At 66.4% G+C, this 23,147-nt stretch carries 21 protein-coding genes, 1 other RNA gene and 1 pseudogene; 6 read left to right on the top strand and 17 right to left on the bottom strand.

The window, feature by feature from the left end; translation table 11 throughout:
* Window positions 1-100: 100 nt before the first annotated feature.
* The gene (locus tag ACD584_RS01330; protein ID WP_011035414.1) at window positions 101-583 is read right to left on the bottom strand and encodes an Lrp/AsnC family transcriptional regulator; all 483 of its coding nucleotides are present in this window, start codon (window positions 581-583) and stop codon (window positions 101-103) included.
* Window positions 584-710: 127 nt separating this feature from the next.
* Between ACD584_RS01330 and phhA the strand changes: the two genes are divergently transcribed.
* Together phhA and ACD584_RS01320 are read left to right on the top strand one after the other, a co-directional pair.
* Window positions 711-1,601, top strand: coding sequence for a phenylalanine 4-monooxygenase (phhA, locus tag ACD584_RS01325; RefSeq protein WP_076037497.1), 891 nt, complete (start codon window positions 711-713; stop codon window positions 1,599-1,601).
* Between the two features lie 438 nt (window positions 1,602-2,039).
* Entirely contained in the window at window positions 2,040-2,684 is a 645-nt protein-coding gene (locus tag ACD584_RS01320) for a DUF4375 domain-containing protein (protein ID WP_019237100.1), read from the top strand.
* A gap of 300 nt (window positions 2,685-2,984) precedes the next feature.
* Here the strand turns inward: ACD584_RS01320 and ACD584_RS01315 are convergent, their stop codons facing one another.
* The 4 genes from ACD584_RS01315 to kduI all read right to left on the bottom strand — a co-directional run bounded on the left by ACD584_RS01315 (window position 2,985) and on the right by kduI (window position 6,823).
* Window positions 2,985-4,103 carry a GDSL-type esterase/lipase family protein gene (locus ACD584_RS01315; protein ID WP_175611744.1) on the bottom strand — a complete coding sequence of 373 codons (1,119 nt, stop codon included), beginning with the start codon at window positions 4,101-4,103 and terminating at the stop codon, window positions 2,985-2,987.
* Window positions 4,104-4,316: 213 nt separating this feature from the next.
* Complete coding sequence (locus tag ACD584_RS01310) at window positions 4,317-4,979, bottom strand: RpiB/LacA/LacB family sugar-phosphate isomerase (protein ID WP_076037498.1); 663 nt, start codon at window positions 4,977-4,979, stop codon at window positions 4,317-4,319.
* A 158-nt stretch (window positions 4,980-5,137) separates the two neighbouring features.
* A complete protein-coding gene (gene kduD / locus ACD584_RS01305) occupies window positions 5,138-5,893 on the bottom strand; it encodes a 2-dehydro-3-deoxy-D-gluconate 5-dehydrogenase KduD (protein ID WP_011035409.1) in 756 nt (251 codons plus the stop codon).
* Window positions 5,894-5,968: 75 nt separating this feature from the next.
* Entirely contained in the window at window positions 5,969-6,823 is an 855-nt protein-coding gene (gene kduI / locus ACD584_RS01300; RefSeq protein WP_076037959.1) for a 5-dehydro-4-deoxy-D-glucuronate isomerase, read from the bottom strand.
* A gap of 532 nt (window positions 6,824-7,355) precedes the next feature.
* On the opposite strand from kduI, the gene ACD584_RS01295 reads away from it, so the two are divergent.
* Window positions 7,356-7,964, top strand: coding sequence for a hypothetical protein (locus ACD584_RS01295; protein WP_076037499.1), 609 nt, complete (start codon window positions 7,356-7,358; stop codon window positions 7,962-7,964).
* A gap of 136 nt (window positions 7,965-8,100) precedes the next feature.
* Here the strand turns inward: ACD584_RS01295 and ACD584_RS01290 are convergent, their stop codons facing one another.
* The 6 genes from ACD584_RS01290 to ACD584_RS01265 all read right to left on the bottom strand — a co-directional run bounded on the left by ACD584_RS01290 (window position 8,101) and on the right by ACD584_RS01265 (window position 14,650).
* Window positions 8,101-9,159 carry a LacI family DNA-binding transcriptional regulator gene (locus ACD584_RS01290; RefSeq protein ID WP_175611745.1) on the bottom strand — a complete coding sequence of 353 codons (1,059 nt, stop codon included), beginning with the start codon at window positions 9,157-9,159 and terminating at the stop codon, window positions 8,101-8,103.
* Between the two features lie 140 nt (window positions 9,160-9,299).
* Complete coding sequence (locus tag ACD584_RS01285; RefSeq protein WP_019237104.1) at window positions 9,300-10,880, bottom strand: family 43 glycosylhydrolase; 1,581 nt, start codon at window positions 10,878-10,880, stop codon at window positions 9,300-9,302.
* 98 nt (window positions 10,881-10,978) lie between these two features.
* Window positions 10,979-12,262, bottom strand: coding sequence for a TRAP transporter large permease (locus ACD584_RS01280; RefSeq protein ID WP_005989684.1), 1,284 nt, complete (start codon window positions 12,260-12,262; stop codon window positions 10,979-10,981).
* On the bottom strand, window positions 12,262-12,783 hold the full coding sequence (locus tag ACD584_RS01275) for a TRAP transporter small permease (RefSeq protein ID WP_161960236.1): 522 nt from the start codon (window positions 12,781-12,783) through the stop codon (window positions 12,262-12,264). Before ACD584_RS01275 ends, ACD584_RS01280 begins: the two co-directional genes overlap by 1 nt.
* Window positions 12,784-12,793: 10 nt before the next feature.
* Window positions 12,794-13,792, bottom strand: a complete 999-nt coding sequence (locus ACD584_RS01270; RefSeq protein WP_011035404.1) for a TRAP transporter substrate-binding protein — start codon at window positions 13,790-13,792, stop codon at window positions 12,794-12,796.
* Between the two features lie 36 nt (window positions 13,793-13,828).
* Window positions 13,829-14,650: a 2-keto-4-pentenoate hydratase gene (locus tag ACD584_RS01265; protein WP_011035403.1), complete on the bottom strand. Its 822-nt coding sequence runs from the start codon at window positions 14,648-14,650 to the stop codon at window positions 13,829-13,831.
* Between the two features lie 206 nt (window positions 14,651-14,856).
* Here ACD584_RS01265 and ACD584_RS01260 point away from each other — a divergent pair, with 206 nt between their 5' ends.
* Genes ACD584_RS01260 through ACD584_RS01250 form a run of 3 tightly spaced genes read left to right on the top strand, consistent with a single transcriptional unit; the run spans window position 14,857 to window position 18,465 of the window.
* Window positions 14,857-15,864, top strand: coding sequence for an alpha/beta hydrolase (locus ACD584_RS01260; RefSeq protein WP_076037501.1), 1,008 nt, complete (start codon window positions 14,857-14,859; stop codon window positions 15,862-15,864).
* A complete protein-coding gene (locus ACD584_RS01255) occupies window positions 15,861-17,483 on the top strand; it encodes a carboxylesterase/lipase family protein (RefSeq protein ID WP_175611747.1) in 1,623 nt (540 codons plus the stop codon). The genes ACD584_RS01260 and ACD584_RS01255 overlap by 4 nt, the downstream gene beginning before the upstream one ends.
* 22 nt (window positions 17,484-17,505) lie before the next feature.
* Window positions 17,506-18,465, top strand: a complete 960-nt coding sequence (locus tag ACD584_RS01250; RefSeq protein ID WP_228437945.1) for a rhamnogalacturonan acetylesterase — start codon at window positions 17,506-17,508, stop codon at window positions 18,463-18,465.
* A 204-nt stretch (window positions 18,466-18,669) separates the two neighbouring features.
* Here ACD584_RS01250 and ACD584_RS01245 read toward each other — a convergent pair whose 3' ends face one another.
* From ACD584_RS01245 to ACD584_RS01220, 6 genes and pseudogenes are all read right to left on the bottom strand, one after another.
* On the bottom strand, window positions 18,670-19,818 hold the full coding sequence (locus ACD584_RS01245; RefSeq protein ID WP_116923838.1) for an aldo/keto reductase: 1,149 nt from the start codon (window positions 19,816-19,818) through the stop codon (window positions 18,670-18,672).
* A gap of 129 nt (window positions 19,819-19,947) precedes the next feature.
* Window positions 19,948-20,412 carry a metallophosphoesterase gene (locus ACD584_RS01240; protein WP_175611748.1) on the bottom strand — a complete coding sequence of 155 codons (465 nt, stop codon included), beginning with the start codon at window positions 20,410-20,412 and terminating at the stop codon, window positions 19,948-19,950.
* A 172-nt stretch (window positions 20,413-20,584) separates the two neighbouring features.
* A pseudogene (locus ACD584_RS01235) lies at window positions 20,585-22,119 on the bottom strand (PepSY-associated TM helix domain-containing protein).
* Window positions 22,116-22,388, bottom strand: coding sequence for a hypothetical protein (locus ACD584_RS01230; protein ID WP_011035396.1), 273 nt, complete (start codon window positions 22,386-22,388; stop codon window positions 22,116-22,118). The pseudogene ACD584_RS01235 and the gene ACD584_RS01230 overlap by 4 nt, the downstream one beginning before the upstream one ends.
* Entirely contained in the window at window positions 22,378-22,677 is a 300-nt protein-coding gene (locus tag ACD584_RS01225) for a hypothetical protein (protein ID WP_175611887.1), read from the bottom strand. The genes ACD584_RS01230 and ACD584_RS01225 overlap by 11 nt, the downstream gene beginning before the upstream one ends.
* Before the next feature lie 367 nt (window positions 22,678-23,044).
* Window positions 23,045-23,119, bottom strand: a non-coding RNA gene (locus tag ACD584_RS01220) — sX9 sRNA.
* Window positions 23,120-23,147: the final 28 nt, after the last annotated feature.

Raw genomic sequence — 23,147 nt, 5'->3', positions numbered from 1 at the left:
CGTTTGTTGAGCAAGCGCACGGAACCGGGTGCGGCGCTGTGCCGCGCTCGCTGGCGCGAGGACGCCGCTGGCAACCTCGGCGGTCTAAGCCCCCACGCGCTTACGCCAGATGCGAGAGCGGCAAGCCTTCGGGGGCCTTCACCGTGCGCAGGACGAAGCTGGAATTCACATCCGACACGCCGGTGGCGTTGAGCAGGCGGTCCAGCAAAAACCGCGAGAAATGCTCCAGGTCGCGCACCTGCACCTGCAGCAGGTAATCCATGTCGCCGGTGAGCGCCCAGCAGGCCACCACCTCGTCCCAGCCGCGCACGCCGGCGGCGAAGTGCTCGATGTCCGGCTGGCCGTGCTGTTCCAGCTGTACCCGCACGAAGGCCTGCAGGCCCAGGCCCAGCGCGCGCGCATCCAGGCGCGCGCCGTAGCCGGCGATGATGCCGGCCGCTTCCAGCCGCTGGGTGCGCCGCAGGCAGGCCGAGGCCGAGAGATTGACCTGCGCGGCGAGCTCGGCGTTGCTGCTGCGCCCCTGCGTCTGCAGCAGCGCGAGCAGGCGCAAATCGGTGCGGTCCAGGGCGATTGGTTGATCCATATGTTGCGCAGCAGCAAGCGATGACGCACGAATCTTGCGTCCAATGGCTGCCAGTGCGCAACATTCGCAATCCCGTTGCGTGGCCATTTGGCTAAGGTGAAGCCATCCGTTTCGGGAACCACACCGCATGAACACTGCGCCGCGCCGCGTCGAGAACCAGCTCACCGACAAGGGCTATGTGCCGGTCTACACCACTGCGGTGGTGGAGCAGCCGTGGGATGGTTACAGCGCCGACGACCACGCCACCTGGGGCACGCTGTACCGGCGGCAGCGCGCGCTGCTGGTCGGGCGGGCCTGCGATGAGTTCCTGCAGGCGCAGGACGCGATGGGCATGGGCGACACCCGGATTCCGCGCTTCGACGCGCTCAACGCGGTGCTGCAGGCGACCACCGGCTGGACGCTGGTCGGCGTGGAAGGGCTGCTGCCGGAGCTGGATTTCTTCGACCATCTGGCCAACCGGCGGTTCCCGGTGACCTGGTGGATCCGCCGCCCGGACCAGATCGACTACATCGCCGAACCGGACCTGTTCCATGACCTGTTCGGGCACGTGCCGCTGCTGATGAATCCGCTGTTTGCCGACTTCATGCAGGCCTACGGACGCGGTGGCGTCAAGGCGCACGGGATTGGCCCGGACGCGTTGCAGAATCTCACCCGGCTGTACTGGTACACAGTGGAATTCGGCCTGATTGCCACCCCGCAGGGGCTGCGCATCTACGGCGCGGGCATCGTCTCGTCCAAGGGCGAATCGCTGCATTCGCTGGAATCGGCGGCGCCGAACCGGGTGGGCTTCGATCTGCAGCGGGTGATGCGTACGCGCTACCGCATCGACAGTTTCCAGAAGACCTACTTCGTCATCGACAGCTTTGCGCAGTTGATGGACGCCACCGCCCCGGATTTCACCCCGATCTATGCCGCGCTGGCGCAACAGCCGCAGGTGCCGGCCGGCGAGGGGCTGGCAACCGACCACGTCCTGCAGCGCGGCAGCGGCGAAGGCTGGAGCCGCGACGGCGACGTGTGAGGGGCTGGCGAGCGCTGGCGCGCTCGGCGTGGCGTGTTGGCGTTTGCGCTGATTCGCAACCGGTGATGATGGCGTGCTAGCGCCTGCACTCTTGAGCGCCTGCACTCTTGCGTGAAAGATGTCTTTCTAAGTCTGTAGAGCGTTATCAGCGTCGCTGGTACGCGTCGCATGCCGCATCACTGCATCACTGCAATCCCTACAGCGTGTAGGAACCGCGTCGGCGACGGTATTAGCTGGCGAATGCACCCGCATTGCTGTTTCCTTGCGCCACGCGGCCGCTCTACCGCCGCTGCAGGCTTCGACCGGTGGCGGATCGCCGGGCAGCCAAAGCGTCAGTCAGCAAATCGAAACACCGCAAGCGCGCTCGACCTCGGCGCACCGACTCGACAGCACCGCCGGCCCGCACTAAGGTCGGGATTCCCCACACCGTTGCTGCCCATGGACCTGACGCACCTCCGGATCCGGCGCTTGGAGCTGGACGACACGCGCCTGCTGTTTACGCTGGACAACGGCATGCGCATCGACGAGCCGATCCAGGCGCAGCGGCTGCTGGCCAAGGCCACGCCAGCGCAGCGCGCGCAGTGGCAACTCACCGACGATAGCCATGGCGTGAACTGGCCGGCCGTGGCGCCGCCCAGTGCGCAGGGGCTGCTCAACATGCCGATGCTGTTGTGGCGCCGACGCACCGCACGCGCACAGGCGCGGCTGGTGGCGGTGCGCGGGCGCTTCGATGCGCTGACGCCGGGCGAACGCGAGCTGGTGGCATTGGCCCGCCTGGACGCGGACATGAGCGACAGCGGCTACGCGCGCTACTTCGACCACTGGGATGCGCTGACCCGCAGCTGCGCGCTGCAGGCGCTCACCGCGATGGGTGCAAGCCAGGTGCGCCAGGCGATCGATGGCCTGGGCGCAGTGTTCGAGCGGCTGGAAGAAGACCCGGACCTGCTCAGCATCGAAGACATTCTCGATGCGATGAGCGAGACCGACCGTCAGCGCGTGGATGGCTGGGAAGAGGTGTATTACCGCCAGTCCAGCGCGCTGGCGCGGCTGGGGTTGATCCACTATGGGGTGGACAAGGCCTGAGGCAGTTGCGGTGACGATTGAACAGCGCTGCAGGCCCCTTCGATGTGGCATTCCTGCGGCCGCACTGCAGCGGACAGCCTGCGGTTGATGCACTTGGCTGCGCGACATGTAACGCCACAACGCGGTAACGCCACAACGCCACAACGTGCAACCCGGTAACGCGGTAACGCGGTAACGCGGTAACGCGGTAACAACGGTTGCACGCGCTACGTGCTCGGCGAACGGCGCATTCTTTTCAGCAACGCATCGCGTCATCGAGCTATGCATCGCACTGCACCGAGCCTCGGCACCGCAGGTGGCTCAGGATTTGGCAGCCAGATACGTCAGCAGGATCACCAGATCCTCCTCGCCCACTTGCTGCAGCGCATGCGTGCTGCCGGGGCGGGTGAGCAGTGCATCGCCGGCGCCCACTTCGTACTGTTTGCCATCCAGCGCGTACAGGCCGCGGCCGCTGACGACGTAGTAGATCTCGTCCTTGTCGTGCAGATGCAGGCCGATGCCGGCGCCCTTGTGCAGCACGCGCTTGCGCAGCACGAACTTCAGCTCCGGCGCGTCGGCAAAGAACGGATAGGCGGTGGTGGGGCCGGCGCCGCCGTGTGGGCCGGGTTGGCTGCGCGGCAGGTCGCGCTCATGCACCACCAGCGAGGAATGCGCTTGCGCCGCGCGGCGTGCGGCGGTGTCCGGCGCCGCGCCGCAATCGGCATCGCGGCGGAGCTGGGGTTTCAGCGCCGGCTGCAGTTGCACCCAGCCGTGCACGACCAGGCACGCAATGGCGGTGGCGCCGGCCTGGCTGAAGTGGGTGCCATCGGTCTTGGCTTGTTCGGGCACGAACAGGAAATACGGTTTGGCCGCCTGTTCGCCGAGCGCGCGGATCCAGTCGCTGGAGCTGGCGTTGAGATCGATCAGGCCCACCTGCTCCTGCGCGGCCAGTTGCTGCATGGCCAGGGTGTAGCGGCCGTGGGTGTCGAGCAGCGCGCCGAAGTCGTAGAGCAAGCGTGCGGCCGGGGTGATCAGGATCGGCGTGGCGCCTTTGTCGCGCGCGGTGGCAATAAAGCGGCGCAGGAACTGCAGGTAGTCGCCTTGCGGATCGGTGTAACGCGTGGCGTCTTCGCGCTTGGCGTCGTTGTGGCCGAACTGGATCAGTAGCACATCGCCGCGTTGCAATTGTTTTGCGATGGCATCCAACCGCCCTTCGGCGATGAAGCTGCGTGTGCTGCGCCCACCCTTGGCGTGGTTGTGGACCTGCCACTGCGCGGGGTCGAACCAGCCTTGCAGCATCTGGCCCCAGCCAGCTTGCGGTGCGCGATCCGGGCCGTACTCGGCGGCGGTGGAATCACCGGCGATGAAGATGTGGTTTGGATTGGCGCTGGCGATGTTTGCCAAGAGCAGCAGCAACGATGCGAAGAGAAGCAGACGCATGGTGGCTCCGGAAGAGTGTTTAGGACAGCGCGGTGTCCCTTCTCCCATCGGGAGAAGGTGCCCGAAGGGCGGATGAGGGTGCGACTGCATTGGAAATGTTGGACGGTACTGCCGTCGTCTCAAGCTTTCTTCGTTTGGAGTTGCTGTCTTCCGCCGTACCCTCACCCCAACCCCTCTCCCGGCGGGAGAGGGGCTTTAGCGCTGCGGGGCTAGTTAAGCAGCTGCGGCAGCGGCTTCCGGCTTGCCCAGTACGCCGGCGACGAAGCTGCGGATCTCCGCGTCCTGGGCGTTGTCGAAGAAGCACTGCTGGAAGCGCGCACCGCCGATCGCCTGCTTGATCAGCTCCGGGTCGATCGCGCGCAGGCCGTCCAGATAGGACTTGGCGGTGGCCTGCTTGACCTGGGTCAGGATGCCGGCGTTGGCGGCCTGCGATTCGCGACGCTCGGCCGGGTAGCCCAGGCCACGCTCGCCGCTGAAGGCTTTTTCGAAGATGTAGCGCACGTTGATTTCCGCGCCCCAGCCGTAGCCCTTGGCGAACGCCAGCGACAGCGCGTTGCCGTTGTTGACCTGCGCGAACAGGTAGGCGTCGGTCGGCTCGATGCAGTAGCCGCAGAACACGCCCGGGTGGGCGTTGAGCGACATCATCGCGCCCTGGCCGGTGCCGCAACCAGCGACCACGAAGTCCACGGCCTTGGCGTTGAGCAACAGGCTGGCGACGATGCCCAGGTGGATGTAGGTCAGGCGGTGGTCGTTGTCGCCGTCCATGCCGACGTTGAACACGTCATGGCCCTGCTCGCTGGCGACGTCGTTGAGCTGCTGCAGGATCACCGGGTTCTTGGCGGCCTGGCTAAACTCATTCATGAGTGCAATTTTCATGGGAATGCTCCGATTTCGTTGGGGAAGTTGGTTGGAATGTGTTGATGCGTGCTTGCGTGGCGGACGTCGTGCATGTCGGGTTTGTGCGCGTGCATACCGACCCTCATCCGCGCTTCGGGCACCTTCTCCCGGAGGGAGAAGGAAACGACGCATTTTTCTCAGCGCGCCAGCCAGCCGCCGTCGACCGGGATGATCGCGCCGTTGACGTAGTCCGAGGCGCTGCTGGCCAGGAACACCGCAGCGCCGCCGAGGTCGGCCGGCACACCCCAGCGCGCGGCCGGGATGCGGTCCAGGATGGACTTGTTGCGGTCCTGGTCGGCACGCAGCTGCGCGGTGTTGTCGGTGGCCATGTAGCCGGGGGCGATGGCGTTGGCGGTCACGCCCTTGCTGCCCCACTCGTTGGCTAGCAGGCGGGTGATGCCGGCGATGCCGGACTTGCTGGCGGTGTAGGACGGCACGCGGATGCCGCCCTGGAACGACAGCATCGAGGCGATGTTGATGATCTTGCCGCTGCCCTGCGTGATGAAGTGGCGGCCGGCGGCCTGCGACATGAAGAACGCCGATTTCAGGTTGACGTTCATCACGTCGTCCCAATCCTGCTCGCTGAAATCCACCGCATCGGTGCGGCGGATCAGGCCGGCATTGTTGACCAGGATGTCCAGACGGCCCAGGCCGGCGAGGGTTTCATCGAGGATGCGCTGCACCGGCTCGATGCTGATCAGGTTGGCTTCGATGGCGACGAAGCGGCGGCCCATCGCCTTGACCTTTTCTTCGGTCTCGGTCGGTGCCTGGATGCCGGCGGCGGCGATGTCGGCGCCCGCCTCTGCCAGTGCCAGCGCGATGCCCTGGCCCAGGCCAGTGTTGGCACCGGTGACCAGTGCGACCTTGCCTTCGAGACTGAACGGATTGCTCATTACCTTATCGCTCCAGATGCGGCATGCCGCGTTCGATGATGGAGCCGCCGCACCCGTTGGCGCGGCGGCGGGGCATTACTTGAGCTGGCAGATATCCAGCACGTGCATGTCGGTGTAATCGAGGTTTTCGCCGCCCATCGCCCAGATGAAGGCGTAGTTGCTGGTGCCGGCGCCCATGTGGATCGACCACGGCGGCGAGACCACCGCTTCGTTGTTCTGCATCACGATGTGGCGCTGCGCGTCGGGCTCGCCCATGAAGTGATACACGCGGTCGTTGGCGCCCAGATCGAAGTAGAAATACACCTCGCTGCGGCGGTCATGCAGATGCGGCGGCATGGTGTTCCAGACGCTGCCCGGCTTGAGCACGGTCAGGCCCAGCAGCAGTTGCGAAGACTGGCAGGGGGCCGGCACGATGTACTGGTAGATGGTGCGCTCGTTGCTGGTTTCCAGCGCGCCGCGCTCCAGTGCCACCGCGTCCTTGATCGACAGCTGCTTGGTCTCGAAGCGCGCATGCGCCGGGGTCGAGGCCAGATAGAACTGCGCCGGGTTGGCGGCATCGGCAGACGCAAAGCTCACCTCGGTGCTGCCCATCGCCACGTACAGGCCGTCCTTGGGCCCGAGCGTGTAGGCGGTGCCGTCCACGGTGACGGTGCCGGTGCCGGCACCGACATTGATGACGCCCAGCTCGCGCCGCTCCAGGAACGGGTGGCCGGCCGCCGAGGCGGGCTCGGTCTGCTTGGGCAGTTCCAGCGTCTTGCCGACCGGGGCGGCGCCACCGAGCACGAAGCGCTCGTAATGGGTGTATTTGAGGGTCACCGCATCGGCCACGAACAGGCCGTCGAGCAGGTAGAGCTCGCGCAGGGTGTCGTTGCTGGCGCCCTTGAGGGCGTCCGGATGGGTGGCGTAATGGGTCTTGCAATAGAGGGACATGCGCATCTCCGGTGGCAAGCGAGGGGGAATGAAAGCCCGCACCACGCCATTCTACCGGCTCTGGTAAACCGGTGTCATTGCGCAGTGCACGAAAGCGCGTTGGCGGGTGCGGGGCTTGGTTTCGTCTTTCATTAGCAAAGAGGCCAGGTTCCTTCTCTCGTTCCGGAGAAGGTGGCGCGTAGGGGCCGGACGAGCGTACGAGGCTGCTCACTACGCTGGTGCAAGCGGTCTGGTCGGTCGAGCGCTTGTGTGCACAAGCCCATGCCTGAGCTTGCTCAGATGGCTGTCAGCCGCCGTACCCGAGGGTTGGTAGGGCTGATTAGGAGAAGGTGGAGCAAGTCCGGGGACATGCTTCTGCTCGGCTCCCCGCCGCCCATCCAGTACAAGTGCGCTCCGCTGCTTTGAAAGAGGTCACTTGAGAGACGCTGACTTGGTATTAGGGACCTTCTTACCTTGGTCTGCGGTTGGCAGAGGGTCACTGCCGTGTATCAGAATGCGGTTTGCCAGGACTTACAAATAAGGATGGAGCCACATGCCTACAACCCAGCTTTGCGAGCCGGTCTTTTGGACATTCTGCGAAAAACCCGAGGCATGGCAGGTCTGGGCCGCACTACTGCAGGCACTACTTGCCGGAGCCGCAATTTGGTTTGCCGCTCGGCTTGCGGTTAGTCAGGAGCGCCGCGCCGTCAGTAGACGAACTGAGGTGTTCCTCAAACGGATAGAACAAGCGGCGCTAAACGCTGCAATTATCAAGACTTTTTTCCTCGGCAATGACGGTGAGGAATCGCGTGAATCCGTATATAGCGCCCAGGCAAAAATGTTTGAGGTGTTCGCGCAGTCGTTGCGCGCTGTGCCTCTTGAGAACATCGTTGATGCCCGCCTCTTGCAGCCCCTGCACAATGCAGCCCTCTCCTGCGAGCAGGTCGTCGACCTTTTAAGGAGAAAAATTCCGAAAACGCTTGAAGAAAACCAGAATTGGTCAAAAGCGCTAGGCGACGCTCAGTTCGCACTCAAAGAATCCTACCGGAGTGCGTTTATTGTCGCAGCTGAGTTCGATTCCGTCCCGATGTTCAAGAGGGCTCGCGGTTGGATGAGGAACCTTCGCATGACAACCATACGCAAAAAGGCCAATCCCCGTTAAGCGCGGATAACGCCTTTATTTGTCGCTGCGGCTTCGCATCTTTTCATCTGGGCTTAGTTGCAGGCGCTCGAAGGCACGCGCGCCCATGGCGCGCAAACCGTGCCTTCACGCCCCGCCGGAGGAGAGCCCTACGCCCTCAATCTTCCGGCGGTTGGCAGGAGTCGCGCACGATCAGGTGCGGGCGCACGCTGGCGGTGGGTAGCTGCGGGGCGTTGTCGGGCTGGATCAGCATGGCGGCGGCGGTGCGGCCGGTGTCGCGGGTGTGGCGACGCACCGAGGTCAGCGGCGGCCACAGGCGCGAGGCCAGCGAGCTGTCGTCGTAGCCGATCACCGACAGCTGGCGCGGGATGTTGATGCCGGCGCGCAGGGCGACCTTGTAGATACCGGCGGCCATTTCGTCGTTACCGGTGAAGATGGCGGTTGGGCGCTTCTTGCTCAGCAGCAGCTTTTCGGCCGCGGCCACGCCCGATTCGAAGGTGTAGCCGGCCTCCACGATGCGCTCGGGCGGCAGTTCGATGCCACGCCGGGTCAAGGCGTCGGCAAAGCCGGCGGTGCGCTCGATCGAGGAGCGGTAGGCGCTTGGGCCGGTGACCAGGGCGATGTCGCGGTGGCCGAGCGAGAGCAGGTAGTCGGCCGCCTCGGCCGCGCCGTCGCGGTCGTGGGTGATCACCGTCTGCGAGGTGGTGTCCAGCGCGATCGAGGCGATGCGGGTGTAGCGGCAACCGATCTCGGCCAGCATGTCGGCCAGCGCCTGGTCCTCGGAGGCACGCGGCACCAGGATCACCCCGTGCAGCTTCTGCGCCTGTGCAAACCGGCGCACGCCTTCGATATAGCCCGGGCTGCGGCTGTCGCAGGGGTGCACCACCAGCTCGAAGCTGGAGCCGCGCAAGGCGTCCAGCGCGCCGTACTGCATGTCCACGATGTACTGCGCGGTGGGGTTGTCGTAGACCATGCCGATCAGGAATGAGCGCCGGAACGCCAGCCCGCGGGCGAGCGGGTCGGGCGCGTAGCCCACCTCGCGCATCAGCGCCTCGACCTTCTCGCGGGTGTCCTGCCGCACCAGCGGCGAGTTGTTGATGATCCGCGAGACGGTCTTCTTGGACACGCCCGACATCCGCGCGATGTCGTTGATCGTTGCTACCTTGCCCTTCGGCAGGCCGGGCATTCCCTCTTCGGGATTCTTGCGGGCGGGCATAGCGGTCAACCGTTCGAGTTGATTGGATTCTACCGGCCAGCGGGCCAGCAGGCCCTAGCGGAGCCTGCCGATGTCCCGTTTCGCACCCTGTGGCGGGCCGCGGCCAGTGGCGCCGCGGCATGCCTGGCGATGCAGAACGGTCAGTCCAGAGCGCGGTAGCGGAAGTTGCGGAACTCCACCTGGCCCTGCCCGGCGGCGTACAACGCCGGTTTCAGTGCCAGGAACTTGCCGGCCACGTTGTGGTGGTAGCCGGACACTTCCATCTGTACCGGGTACTTGGTCCAGGTGGTGCCGTCGGTGCTGGTGTGGATGGTGACGATGTGGCGGTTGTTGGTGACGCGCAGCCACAGCGCGCCGCCCTTGCTGCTGGGCGCCAGCTTGGCCGGGCGTTCCTCGCCGTAGCGGTGCATGACGAAGTTTTCGCCATTGCTGCCGACCCCGGCGTAGAGCTTGTCGCTGTAGAACAGCAGCGCCCCGCCCTGCCCGCCCGGTGCCACGGTCATCTGCACTTCGAACTGGTAGGCCTGGTCGGTGGCGATCACCGTCAGCGGCGAGGCATCGCGCGGCGCGCTGCCCTTGCCCTGCAGGCGCAGCACGCCATCGCCCACCTGCAGGCGCTTGGCCTCGTCGGCGGCCGGGTTGAAGAACGACCACTGCGGGCCCAGCGTTGCGGCGCGGAAGTCGTCCGACAGTGCCAGGCCGTGCGGCAGGGCCTGCCCGCTGGGCTTCTTCAACGGGGTGCCCAGGTCGCCGCCCTTGGCCACGAACCAGCCATCGGGCGTCCACTCGATGGGGTCGAGCAGGGCCTGCCGGCCCAGCGTCCAGAAGCCGTGCTCGTAGCCGTGGTAGAGCATCCACCAGCGCTGGTCGGTGCCTTCCACCAGGGTGGCGTGGCCACGCGACCACCACGGCTCGTCGGCGCTCTTGGTGCGGGTGATCGGGTTGTTGGGTGCGTTCTGCCAGGGGCCGTGGATCGAGCGCGAGCGCGCGGTGATCACCATGTGCCCGGTCGGCGGGCCGGCGGTGCCGCCCACTGCGGTGGTCATGTAGTACCAGCCGTTATGGCGGGTGATCTTGGGCCCTTCCTGGGCATAGCCTTCCACATCCCAGCTTTCCGGGTATTTCCAGCCGTCGTAGACGTGCTTGGGCGTGCCGACCACCTTCAGGCCGTCGTCGGACAGCTGCACATAGTCGCCGCCACTCAGGAACAGGTAGCGCTTGCCATCTTCGCCCACTGCGTGGCCGGGGTCGATGTACTTGCCCAGGCCGATGTCGATCGGCTTGCTCCACGGGCCCTTGATGTCATCGGCCCACACTACGAAGTTGCTGCGCTCGCCCTGGTCGCCACGCCGCGCCGGGAAATAGATGTAGTAGCGCTTGCCGTGCTTGATCAGGTCCGGTGCCCAGATCGCGCCGACGTTCTGGGTGATGGCATGGCCCAGCGGCTGCCAGTTGACCAGATCGCGCGAATGCCAGATCGGCAGGCCCGGGTAGGCGTCGAACGAAGACAGTGTGAGGTAGTAGTCCTGCCCGTCCTTGAGCACCGACGGGTCGGGATGGTCGCCGGCCAAGACCGGGTTGAGGAAGGTGCCATTGCCTTGATCGGCGATGCGCTGGTGCTCGATGCCGCGCTTCCAGTCGGCGGCGGTGGCCAGGCTGGCGCACAGCAGCAGCCCGGTGGTCAGCCAACGCAGGGCCAGGGGGGTGGTTCGAAACCGCATGCTCTCTCCTTGTCCCCGGTGTGCGGGGCGATGCAGCGGCCGGCACCTGGAGCGCCGGCCGCTGGATGAAGGCGGGAGACTCCCGCCGGCACTGGCGCTTACGCGCGCAGTGCCCTGGGCAACCAGAGCGACAGCTCCGGGAAGAACGCCACGATCAGCAACACGCACAACGCCGCCAGCCAGAACGGCCAGATGGTGCGCATGCTTTGGGCCACGGTGATTTCGCCGATCGAGGTACCAATGAACAACACCGAGCCGATCGGCGGAGTGATCAAGCCGATACCGCCGGCCAGCACCATCACCAGACCGAAGTGGATCGGGTCGATGCCGTAGGCCTTGACCACCGGCAGGAAGATCGGCGTGCAGATCAGGATCTTCGGCGCCAGGTCCATGAACATGCCCAGCAGCAGCAGCATCACCACGATCATCAGCAGCACGGTGTTCTTGCTGTCGGCAATGGCCTGCAGGAACTTCACCGCCGCCGCCGGCACCTGCAGGTACGCAAGCAACCAGCCGAACACCGCCGCGGTGGCGATCACGAACAGGATCACGCCGGTGGTGCGCGCGGCATGCGTCACCGCGGCGAAGAACTCGGCCCAGCGCAGCTGCCGATACAGCAATGCGGTGACGATCAACGCATACACCACGGCGATGGCCGCACTCTCCACCGCGGTGAAGATGCCGGCGCGGATACCGATGAAGATCAACGCCACCAGGCCCAGGCCCGGCAGTGCGCCGAACAGGCGCAAGGCCACCGCACGCCAGCCCGGGAACGGCTCGGTGCCATAGCCGCGATGGCGCGCCACCGCATAGCCAGTGACCATCATGGCGGCGGTCATCAGCAACGCAGGCACGATGCCGGCTGCGAACAGATCGGCGATCGACAAGCCACCGCCGGCCGCGGCCGAGAACAGGATCAGGTTGTGCGAAGGCGGCACCAGCAACGCCACCAGCGCGGCGGTCATGCTCACGTTCACCGCGTAATCGCGGTCGTAGCCGCGCTTGATCATCTGCGGAATCATCGTGCCGCCAACCGCCGAGACATCGGCAATCGCCGAGCCCGACACGCCGCCGAAGAACAGCGACGACAGCACGCTGACCTGGCCCAGGCCACCGCGCACACGCCCCACCAGCGATGACGCCAGCGCGATCAGGCGTTCGGAAATGCCACCACGCAACATCAGCTCGCCGGCAAAGATAAACAACGGAATCGCAATCAACGACGCCGAGCCGCTACCGGCGGAAATCTGCTGCACCAGCACCACCGTGGGCAGGTCCAGATACAGCAACGTGGCCAGTGCGGCCGCGCCCAAGGCGTAGGCCACCGGCACGCCGATCAGCAGCAGCACCACAAAGGTTCCCAACAACATGGCGATGCCCATCAGCGCACTCCTCCGGTGTGGATCGGGCGCAGCACACGCCACAACTTGTACAAGGCAAACACCACCATCAGCGCACCGCCAATGGACAGCGGCAGGTAGTTGATGCTCTGCGGCATCTGCGCGCCGGCCATCTTGATGTCCAGCCCGTCCAGCAACAGGACCGCACTCCACCAGGCCAGCACCGCGCCGATGGCGATGATCATCACCGGGCGAATCACGTCGAACACGCGGCGCACCAGCGGCGGCATGTGTTCGCCCAGCAGATAGAAGCCGAAATGGCGGTTGGTATGCACGCCGGCGGCGGCGGCCAGGCTCAGCGCGGTGCTGAGCAACAGCAGGGTCACCGGCTCGGTCCAGCTGGGCGAGTCGTTGAGCACGTAGCGGGTGAACACCTGCCAGCCCTGCACGACCACCAGGCCAAGCAGCGCAATGGCTGCCACGCCGATGGCGAAGTTGGAAACGCGGTCCAGCGCGCGCTGCAATGGCGCGACCGGCACGTTGACGGATGCGGGTTCGGTCATCGGGTCACCTCTATGCAAAATCGCGGATGCGGCGGTACAGCGCTTCGATCTCCGGCTGCCGCCGGTACTCGGCCAGCAGCGGCGCGGCGGCGGCGCGGAACGCCGGCATGTCGACCTGATTGAGCTTGACGCCGTAATCGATCACCTGCTGCCGCGCGGTGGCCTCGGAGGCATCCCACAACGTGCGCATCACCGGCACCGACGCACGCGCCAGTTCCACCACCAGGCCACGATCGGCCGGGCTCAGCGATTCGAAGCTCTTGCGCGACATCACCAGGATGTCCGGCGCGTAGGAATGCTCGCTCTGCGACCAGTAGCGCGCGGCTTCGAAATGGCGGCTGGACTGGAAGCTGCGCATGTTGTTTTCCGCACCGTCGATCATGTGCGTTTCCATCGCCGAGAACGTCTCGCCCAGCGACATCGGCGTGGGGTTGGCGCCCAGCATGCGCATCAGCTTGAGGAAGATGTCCGAAGAGGCCACGCGCAACTTCAGGCCCTTGAGATCTTCCGGGCGGTGCAGCGGATGCTTGGTGTTGTAGAAGCAGCGCGCGCCCGAATCGTAGATGGCCAGGCCGACCAGATCGCGCTGCTCGAAGCTGCGCAACACGCTGTCGCCGACATGCCCGTCGATGGCGCGGCGCAGATGCGGCACCGAGTCGAACACGTACGGCAGGCACAGCGCCTGGGTCAGCGGAAAGGTGTTGTTCAACGCACCGGAGTAGACGCGGGTGATGTCGATGGCACCGAAGCGCGCCATGTCGATCGCCTCGGACTCGCGGCCCAGCTGGCCGGAGTGGTACTGGCGCAGCTTCAGCCGGCCATTGGTGCGTGCTTCGAGCTGCTTGCCGAACCAGCGCACTGCTTCCACGGTGGGGTAGTCGCCCACGTGCACGTCGGTGGCGGTGAGCAGCTGCCCGCCGGGAATCGGTGTGGTGGCACCGGCGCCCAGCCAGGGACTGGCGGCGGCGGCGCCGAGCCCGGCACCGAGGAAATGTCTGCGAGTGATCATTGGCGCCCTCCCAAGCGTCTGGTCACTGCATCCGCGTTATTTAGCGGACACAGCCGTACAGGAAATGTCGCCGAAGCCGGCAAAGCGAATCAGGGCGCGCTGTCCTACTTCGATATCATGGATACCGGTGGCATTGCCCGTGGCGATGAGATCACCGCGCTTGAGCGGGCGCCCGCGCTGAGCCGAACGGCTGAGCGCAAAAGCGTAGGCCGCACGCAACCCGCCGGGCAGCGTGGTGGCGCCGCCCGTGCCCACCACCTGGTCGTCGATCAGGGTCTGCGCGGTCAGCGAAGCTTCGTCACGGCCCAGCCAGTCGGTGATTTCAGGCCCCAGGATCAGCCCGTTGTTATTGCCGAAATCCGAGACCACCACGCGCGGGCCCAGCTTGTTGATGGTGGCCAGCGGGCTGCTGGCGATCTCTACGCCAATGAACAGCGTGGCCGGCACCTGGGCGGCCTGCTCCGGGGTGAAGTGGGTCTGCTCTGCCGGGGCATCGGCGTCGAGCATCAGCACGTACTCCGCTTCCACCGCGCCAAAGCCGCCTTCGTAGATCGGGAACTCGGTTGTACCACCGGTGGCATTCCACAGCTTGTTGGCGAAGATCGGCCCCAGCAGGCGCTCGTCACCGGAGTGGTCGCGGCGCTCGGCGGCGATATAGCCCACCTTCCAGCCGACCACCTGGTCGTCCCACTGGCTGATGGCGATGTCCTGCACCTGGTAGGCAGTCACCAGATCGTCGGGAATTTCCCCTGGAAAGTCGGGCAGCGACGCGCCTGCGCGGCGGGCCTCCACGAAGCGCTGGGCAATCTTGGACAGCGTGGACGTGGACGAAGGCGGGGTGGCGGCGTCGTTGCTCAAGGGTGTCTCCCTGATGGATGTTTTGTTGCACTGCCAATCGACAGCGGCACGGTGTGCTGTATATGGTAAACCGGTGTCATTGGCAATGTGCAGTGCGGCAAACATGTGCACTGCAGCGAAGCAAACCCTGGGAGGGGTCTATGCAATACACCGATCGCAGGCGCGCCCGGCGTGCCGTTTCCGTTGTCGTACACGGCTGCCGGGGCATGCTTCTCAGCCTGGCCTTGCTCAGCGCTGGCGCCGCTGGCGCCGCTGGCGCCGCTGCCGCCGCCGCCGACGAGCGCCCCAGTGCGGACACCGCCGCCGAGCAGGCCAGCCGCATTCCGCTGTGGCCGGCCGGAATGGCACCGGGGGACACCGCGCTGCCGCAACCGCAGCGCATCGTGGAGCGCAGCAGCGATGCGGCCGTGCCGGACCGCTATATCCAGTCGATCAGCGCGCCGTACATGGTGGTGTACCGCCCTGCCCGGCCCAACGGCACCGCGCTGCTGGTCACGCCCGGCGGCGGCTACCAGCGCATCGTGCTGGACAACGAAGGCACCTCGCTGGTGCCGGGGTTTGTTGACCAGGCAGGCATCACCCTGTTCGTGCTGCGTTACCGACTGCCCGGCGAGGGCCACCCCAACGGCGCCGACGTGCCGCTGGCCGACGCGCAGCGCGCCCTCCGGCTGATCCGCGCCAATGCCGCGCGCTACGGCATCGATGCGCAGCGTGTGGGCGTGATGGGCTTCTCCGCCGGCGGGCATGTGGCCGCCAGCCTGGGCACCCGCTATGCCGCGCAGGTGTATCCGGCGGTGGACCGCGCCGACACGCTGAGCGCACGCCCGGATTTCCAGCTCTTGATCTACCCGGTCATCGACATGGACGCCGCCAACGCGCACATGGGCTCGCGCGAACGCCTGCTCGGCAATGCGCCCAGCGACGCCAAAGTGCGCGCGCATTCGCCGCAATGGCACGTGGATGCACGCACGCCGCCCACCTTCCTGCTGCATGCCCAGGACGACACGGTTGTTTCGGTACGCAACAGCCTGCTCATGCACGACGCGCTGCTGCGCGCCGGCGTGCCGAGCGAGCTGCATGTGTTCCCGCAGGGCGGCCATGGCTTCGGCACCCGCGGCACCACCGGGCTGACTCTGGCCGCGTGGCCGCAGCTGGCCCAGGCCTGGATCCAGCACATCAGCGCACCCGCCACGCCACAGGATGCGCCGCAGTGACGCGCGCCAACCGCGTTGATCCGCGCCGCCGCCTGCTGGTGTGTGGCGGCCTGCTGGCCGGCGCTGCCGCCGCAGTGCCCGGTCTGAGCGCCGCCGCCGCACCGGCAGCGCCGCGCGACACCAGCACACCGGTGGCACGCGTGCGCAGCGGCCAGGTGCGTGGTGTGCGCAGCCAGGGCATCTGCGTGTTCAAGGGCATTCCCTATGGGGGCGACACCGGGCCACGGCGCTTTCAGGCGCCGGTGCTGGAAACACCATGGGACGGCATCCGCGACGCCAGTGCCTACGGCGCAGCCGCCCCGCAGCCAAAGGCCAGCGAACCCACCAGCGAAGACTGCCTGTTCCTCAACGTGTGGACGCCGGCGCTGCGCGATGGTGGCAAGCGGCCGATCCTGGTCTACATCCACGGCGGCGGCTATACCACCGGCTCCGGCAGCGACCCGCTGTACGACGGTACCCATCTGTGCACGCGCGGCGATGTGGTGGTGATCACCGTCAATCACCGCCTCAATGTGTTCGGGTATCTGTACCTGGCGCAGCTCGGCGATGCGACGTTTGCCGATTCCGGCAATGCCGGCCAGCTCGACCTCATCCAGGCCTTGCAGTGGGTGCGCGCGCATGCAGCGGAATTTGGCGGCCATGCGGGCAATGTCACCGTGTTCGGCCAGTCCGGCGGCGGTGCCAAGATCGCCACGCTGATGGCGATGCCGGCCGCACGCGGGTTGTTCCACCGCGCCTGGACCATGAGCGGCCAGCAGGTCACCGCCGCCGGCCCGCGTGCGGCCACCCAGCGCGCGCAGCTGCTGCTGGATGCGCTGAAACTTGCACCCGACACGCTGGCGCGCATTCGCACCCTGCCGGCGGCACAGCTGCTGGCCGCCGCGCAGGTGCGCGACCCCTCGCGGGTGGAAAACAGCGCGCTGTATCTGGGCCCGGTGCTGGACGCACGCGCGTTGCCGGTGCATCCGTTCTGGCCCACCGCACCGCTGCAGTCGGCGCGCATCCCGATGGTGATTGGCAACACCCGCGATGAAACGCGTGCATTTCTGGGAAACGATGCAGGCAACTTCGCGCTGACCTGGGACACGTTGCCGGCCAAGCTGGAAGCCCAGCAATACGTGGACCTGCTGCCGCAGGTGGTGATTGCGCACTACCGCCGGCTGTACCCGGATTACACGCCGTCGCAGGTGTTTTTCGCGGCCACCACGGCGGGGCGCTCCTGGCGCGGCGCCATCGAAGAAGCCGAGGCACGTGCACGCCAGGGCGCACCGACCTGGGCGTATCAACTCGACTGGGGCTCGCCACTGGACGGCGGCAAGTTCGGCGCCTTCCACACGCTGGATATTCCGCTGGTCTTCGACACCATTGCCCAGCCGGGATCGCGTACCGGCGATAGCCCCGCCGCGCAGCAGATGGCCGACCAGATGAGCACGGCCCTGCTCGCGTTCGCGCGTCACGGCGACCCCAATCATCGCAGCCTGCCGCGCTGGAAACAGTACTCGCTCGAACGTCGCGAGACGCTGCTGTTTGATGTGCCCAGCCAACTGGCGAACGACCCGCGCGGCGGCGAGCGGCAGCTGTATCAACAAGCCCCCTTCATTCAACGCGGCACGTTCTGACCGCCCTGCTCTACGGTGATCCATGCGTATGTTTTCTTTTGCGGTGTTGACGCTATTGGCCATGTGCACGGCGTTGTCGGCGCAGGCGGCCGCTGGTGCACCGGCCGCTGCAGCAGCGCCAGCGGTGCCGGCGTCCACCGTGCCCGTGCCCGTGCCCGCGACATCCACTACACCGTTGGCTGCCAGCAAGATCGTGTTGGTTGGCGATTCCACCACCGCCGTGCAAGGCGGCTGGGGACCGAGCTTTTGTGCGCAGCATGTCACCTCGTTTCTGAGCTGCCTCAACCTGGCGCGCGGTGGCCGCAGTACGTCCAACTACCGCGCCGAAGGTTCGTGGGAAATCGCGCTGAAGGAACTGCGCAGCGGCGGCTATCGGCAGGTGGTGGTGCTGATCCAGTTCGGCCATAACGATCAACCCGGCAAGCCGGGGCGCTCGACCGATCTGGCCACCGAATTCCCGGCCAACCTGCGTCGCTACGTCAACGAAGCGCGTGCGGCCGGGGCGCTGCCGGTGCTGCTGACGCCGCTGACGCGGCGGCAATTCGAACGCGGCCAGTTGATCGACGACCTGGCGCCGTGGGCAGCGGCCACGCGTGCGGTGGCGCGCGAGCTGCAGGTACCACTCCTCGACCTGCACGCGCGCAGCCGGGCGCTGGTGCAAGGCATGGGCCCGGTGCTGGCAATGCGGCTGGCGCAGCGCCCGGCAGAGCCGGCGCAACTGGTTGCCGCGCAGTCGGGCACCACCATTGGTAAGACGCCGGCGCAGACGGCTGCGCCCTCCTTGGCGCCTGCGGCAGTGGAGAAGCCCACCACCACCGCTGCCACCGCGCAGGACAACGCCAGCGCAGAACCGATGGGCCAGGCCAAGCTCGCGTTCGACTACACGCATCTCGGCGCCGATGGTGCGGACCTGTTTGCGGCGATCGTGGCCGATGAGTTGGCGCAGCACGTGCCTACGTTGCGGCCGTTGTTGATTCCGTGATGTTCTGCATTGTTGTTGCTGTCGTGCGACAGCTCACTGCACAGGCGCGTGCTGCCATGGCTGCGGGCACGCCGCCTGAAGTTCAGTTGCTTATTGCAGTGCTGCGACGACCTCGTCAGCACTGCAATGGAGACAGCGCGCTACATCTCACAGCGCGCCGCTAACCTTCTCCAAACCACCTCGCAACAGCAGCGGGCAGTCAGATCATCCAGCCACCGGCACCGGTGCATCCGCTTCGATCACCTGCGCGCGCTTGAGGTCTTCCCAGAGCGCGGCAGGAATCGCCACCCGCATCGAGGCCGCGTTGGCCTGCGCCTGTTCGGCCGTGCGTGCGCCGGGAATCACCGCCGACACCACCTCCGGTGCGGCAGCAAATTGCAGCGACACCGTGCGCAGATCCACGCCGTGTTTGTCGCAGATCGCCAGGGCCTTCTGGCGTTTGGCCGGCGCCCACTCCGGCACCGTGCCTTCGTACAGGTAGCGGTCGCGCCCGGCCAGATAGCCGGCCAGCAGCGGCGCGCCCACCACCACCGAGGCGCCGTGCCTGGCGATCTTCGGGAAGGTGTCATGCAAGGCCTGCGCGTGGTCGAGTAACGAGTACTGGCAGGCCAGCAAGAAGATATCCGGGTCGGCTTCTTCGATCGCACGCAAGGCCGGTTCCGGGCGATTGACGCCAAAGCCCCAGGCCTTGATCAGGCCCTCCTTGCGCATCCTGGTCAGCTCCGGCATCGCGCCCTTGGCGGCCTCGGCAAAGCGCTGCTCCCAGGGCATGCCGAGGTCTTTTTCGTTCTCCGGCGAGAGATCGTGGATGTACACGATGTCGATCTGCGACACACCCAACCGTTGCAGGCTGTCTTCGATCGAGCGGCGCACGCCGGTGGCGCTGTAGTCGTAGCGGTAATCGAACGGCGACGGCTGCTGCCACATGGTCTTCGGCGGTTTGTCGGTCGCGGTCAGCAAGCGCCCCACCTTGGTCGAGAGCACGTAGCTATCGGCGGCATGGTTATGCAGATGATGGCCGGTGCGGCGTTCGGACAGGCCCAGCCCGTACCACGGCGAGGTATCGAAATAGCGCACGCCCGAGGCCCACACTGCCGCCAGCGTCTGCTCGCTTTGCGCATCGGTGGCTGGCGCAAATCCGTTGCCGATCGCAACGCCACCAAAGCCCAGCCGCGTGGTCGGCCGATAACGTGCACCCTTGGCCGGTGCGCTAGTTTGCACGGCAGGGTCCGCCGTGCGGCCGCGCGTGGGCATCACGCTCCCCGGTGCGGATGACTGTGCCAGCAATGGCGATGCGGCCAGCGCCGTGGTGCCGGCCGCGGCAGCAGACAGGAATTGGCGACGTGTATTCATGCTGATGTCCTCGCAACGAATCAGCGCACGAGGATGGGCGCGCCGGTGTGCAGGCCAGGTCATCGTTGCCGTGATTGCTGCGCGTGTGCGGCCACGCGCGTGGTGCACGTCACACACGCGGCAACTGCGTCAGCGCGCGTCCAGCACGCATAGCTCCGCACGCGGTGCGCCATCGCCCAGCCACAACGTGCCCACGCTGATGGGCAGGCTGAAGCGGCGGCGCCCGGCACTGCCGGGATTGACGTACAGCACGCCAGCGCGCGTGCGCACCAGCGGCTTGTGCGAATGCCCGCTGACAATGACATCGGCCTGCACATCAGGCGCCAGCGTTTTCAGATCGTGCAGCATGTGGATACGCACGCCGGCGATCACCAGATCACGCGTGGGCGGCAGCGCGGCTGCCCAGGGCGCGATATCGATATTGCCGGCAATCGCATGCAGCGGCGCCAGCGCGGCCAGTGCCTGCAGAATCTCCGGCGCGCCCACATCGCCGGCATGCAGGATCGCACTGCATCCCTGCAGTGCGGCCACCGCTTCGGGCCGCAACAGACCGTGCGTGTCGGAGATCAAACCAATGCGTTGGGCAGCGGGCATCGTGTTAAGGCAAGCGTTGCAAACAATGCCGCACAGCATGCGCCCTGCGGCGTCCAGCAGGTGTCAGTGTGCAACGCGATGACTGTTGCCATTGACTGCTGCGACCCCATCCAATGGCACTACAGCCGTTGGCGAAGTCGCAAAGGCCGCACGCTGCACGACGCCACGGCCATCACCATGCCCACACACTGTTCGGGTCGCCCTGCGCGCCACGCCGCTTGCTGGCGCGCGCCAGTTGCCAGTAACTCCACGCCATGACCAGGGCAACCACGTCGACGGTCAACACCATGGTGTCGCGCCAGGGCAGCACCAGTCCCGTTGCGGAAAAACAGCTGGCCAGCGGAATTGCCGCGGTCAACGCCGCGCAGGCAAGCAGCACTTCATACGCGCCGCGTGCGGTGGGGCGTAGCGCCGCCCACAGCACGCAAGCGGCGAACACCGCGTAATAGACCACGCGCTCCTGACCCGGCGGCAGCACCCGTGCGGCACTGAACAACGCCGAGATCCCGGCCACGCTGCCCAGACAGACGCCAACGGTGAGCCGTGCCATGGCATGGGTGCGACGCGGCTGCGCAAGCTGACGGCGCTTGCGGCGTGTCTCGATCCACAGCAGGTTGCCGCTGTAGAACAGGAAGGCGCCGCCCAGGCCGAGCAGGAAATACAGCCACTGCAGCGGCGCATGCCCGAAGTTGCCGAAGTGCAGCCCCTGCAGGCCACGCAAGGCGGCGGTGCCGGCGCGCATCGTGCGCGGCGAGAGCACGCGCAGCACCTTGCCGGTGGCGCCTTCCAATGCCACACCGCCCAATGTATTGAGCTGGCGCTGATCGTGATGACCATAGACTTCCACGCGCGCGTTGGCATCGCCTGCGTCGTGGTAACTCACGCTTTCCGGCACGAAGCCGGGGCTGGCGGCGCGTGCCTTCTCCAGCAAGGTCGCCATCGGCAACACCGGCGCTGCGCGGTTGGCCGGTGCCACATGCGGGGTGAGTTCGAAGTCCGCTCCAGGATCTGCAACAACTTGCCGTCGAAGACCAGAAACTGGAACGGCGCCAGCAGCAGTACACCCAGGCACAACACCGCACCGGACCAGGCGAAGATCACATGGAACGGCAGCGACAGCATGCCCACCACATTGTGCGCGTCCTGCCACAGCCGCTTGAGGTTGGCACCGATGCGCAGCGCGAACAGGTCTTTGAAGAACACCAGCGCATACAGCACGACGCCACTGACCAGGGCCAGCCCGTACAGCACGCTCACTACGCCAAACAGATACGTGCCGAAGGTGCGTGGCAAGCCGGCAGTGAAATGCAGGTCGTAGAGAAAATCGGCAAAGCCCACGCGCTGCGGCAGCTCCAGCAGCGCACCGTTGCTGCTGAGCTGATACTGGCGCATGCCACCGCTGGCATCGGCCTGCGGGCCGTACCAGTACACCCGTGCCAGCGGCCCATGCTCGCCGGGCAGCAGCACCAGGAACGACTCGGCCACCTGCGGGTGCGCGGCAATCACGGTATCCAGCAAGGTTTGCGCGGCGGCCACCGGGTCCGCCGGTACGGCCTGCGTGGCAGGCGGTGTGGTCTGCCAGCTGCTCAATGCGTGCGTGAACACGGTGATGGCACCGGCATAGAACGCGATGAACAAGGCCATGCCCGCCAGCAGGCCCATCCAGCTGTGCACGGACAGAAACGCGCGCAAGGTTGCAGCCTTCATGCAATCACCTCGACCCAGCCCAGCGCCTTGATCGCTGCCAGCGCGAGATAGCACAGCACGGTCACCCCGCCCAACCACAGCCAGGCGCGCGCAGCGCTGCGAAACACGAACGGCAAGGCCATGGCGCCAATCCACACCGGGAACATCAGCAACAGCCAAGCCAGCGTATAGCTACGCTGCGGGCCGGGCAGCACCACCGCGCACAGTCCAACCACGCCCACTGCCAGCGGCAACCCGAGCAGCACCGCCGCCGCCCATCTACTCCACATGGCGCACCTGCCGGCGTTGCGTGCGTGCCTGTTGCCAGGCGTCTAGAAATGGCAGGGCCACCGCGGCCAGCATCGCTGCCGTCAGTGCCGAGAAGACGCCGGCCCAGGTGCCTAGGGCGGCGATGGCGCAGATAACCGCCAGCACCAGCAGCACGCTGGCGCCTGCACGCAGCAGGCGCGCGCGCGGGCGGCCGCGCAGCCACAGGCGCTGATGCGCGGTGGCGAGATAAAAACCGCACGCGGCAGCGCCCGCGCACAGCAGGTAAAGGCACGTCATCAGGCTATGCATGTGCGCAGCCTTGCAGCCCACCGCAGACGCGACTACGCACGTGCGCCGCAGTGCCATGCCGTGCAGCTGAAGTCTCGACACCGCTCTCGCGCACGCGCCTGCCAGCGCGCGCGATCGGCAACGCCCGCAGCACTTCGCCGCGATATCTGCACAGACGCGCACGCGCTGGCCAATCGGCTCCACGCGCCCACCCACACCGAGTTCGACCCACCCTTTGTAAAACGCGCACGCACAGCTCTCCCGCGAAGACGGTCGACAAGAGGCATGGCGGCGGCTGTGCCCGGCAGCCCTCCCCGGGCTGCCTATTCAACGATGACCAGCGCGACTGCCTCCAACGGAGGCGTGGCCGGTGTCACCCACTAAGCGCGGCTAACAACACGTAGCGAGCAGTCGTCAGGTGGGTGCGGACGGCGCGGAGGAACCGGAGTGTACGTCGGTATATGCCGATTCCGAACACCGGCCGCGCCCGC

Origin of the sequence: Xanthomonas sp. NCPPB 2922 (assembly GCF_041520885.1) — a bacterium.
GTDB lineage: Bacteria > Pseudomonadota > Gammaproteobacteria > Xanthomonadales > Xanthomonadaceae > Xanthomonas > Xanthomonas campestris.
Note: the sequence above shows the minus strand (reverse complement) of the source record. Positions and strands in the feature narration are given on the sequence as shown.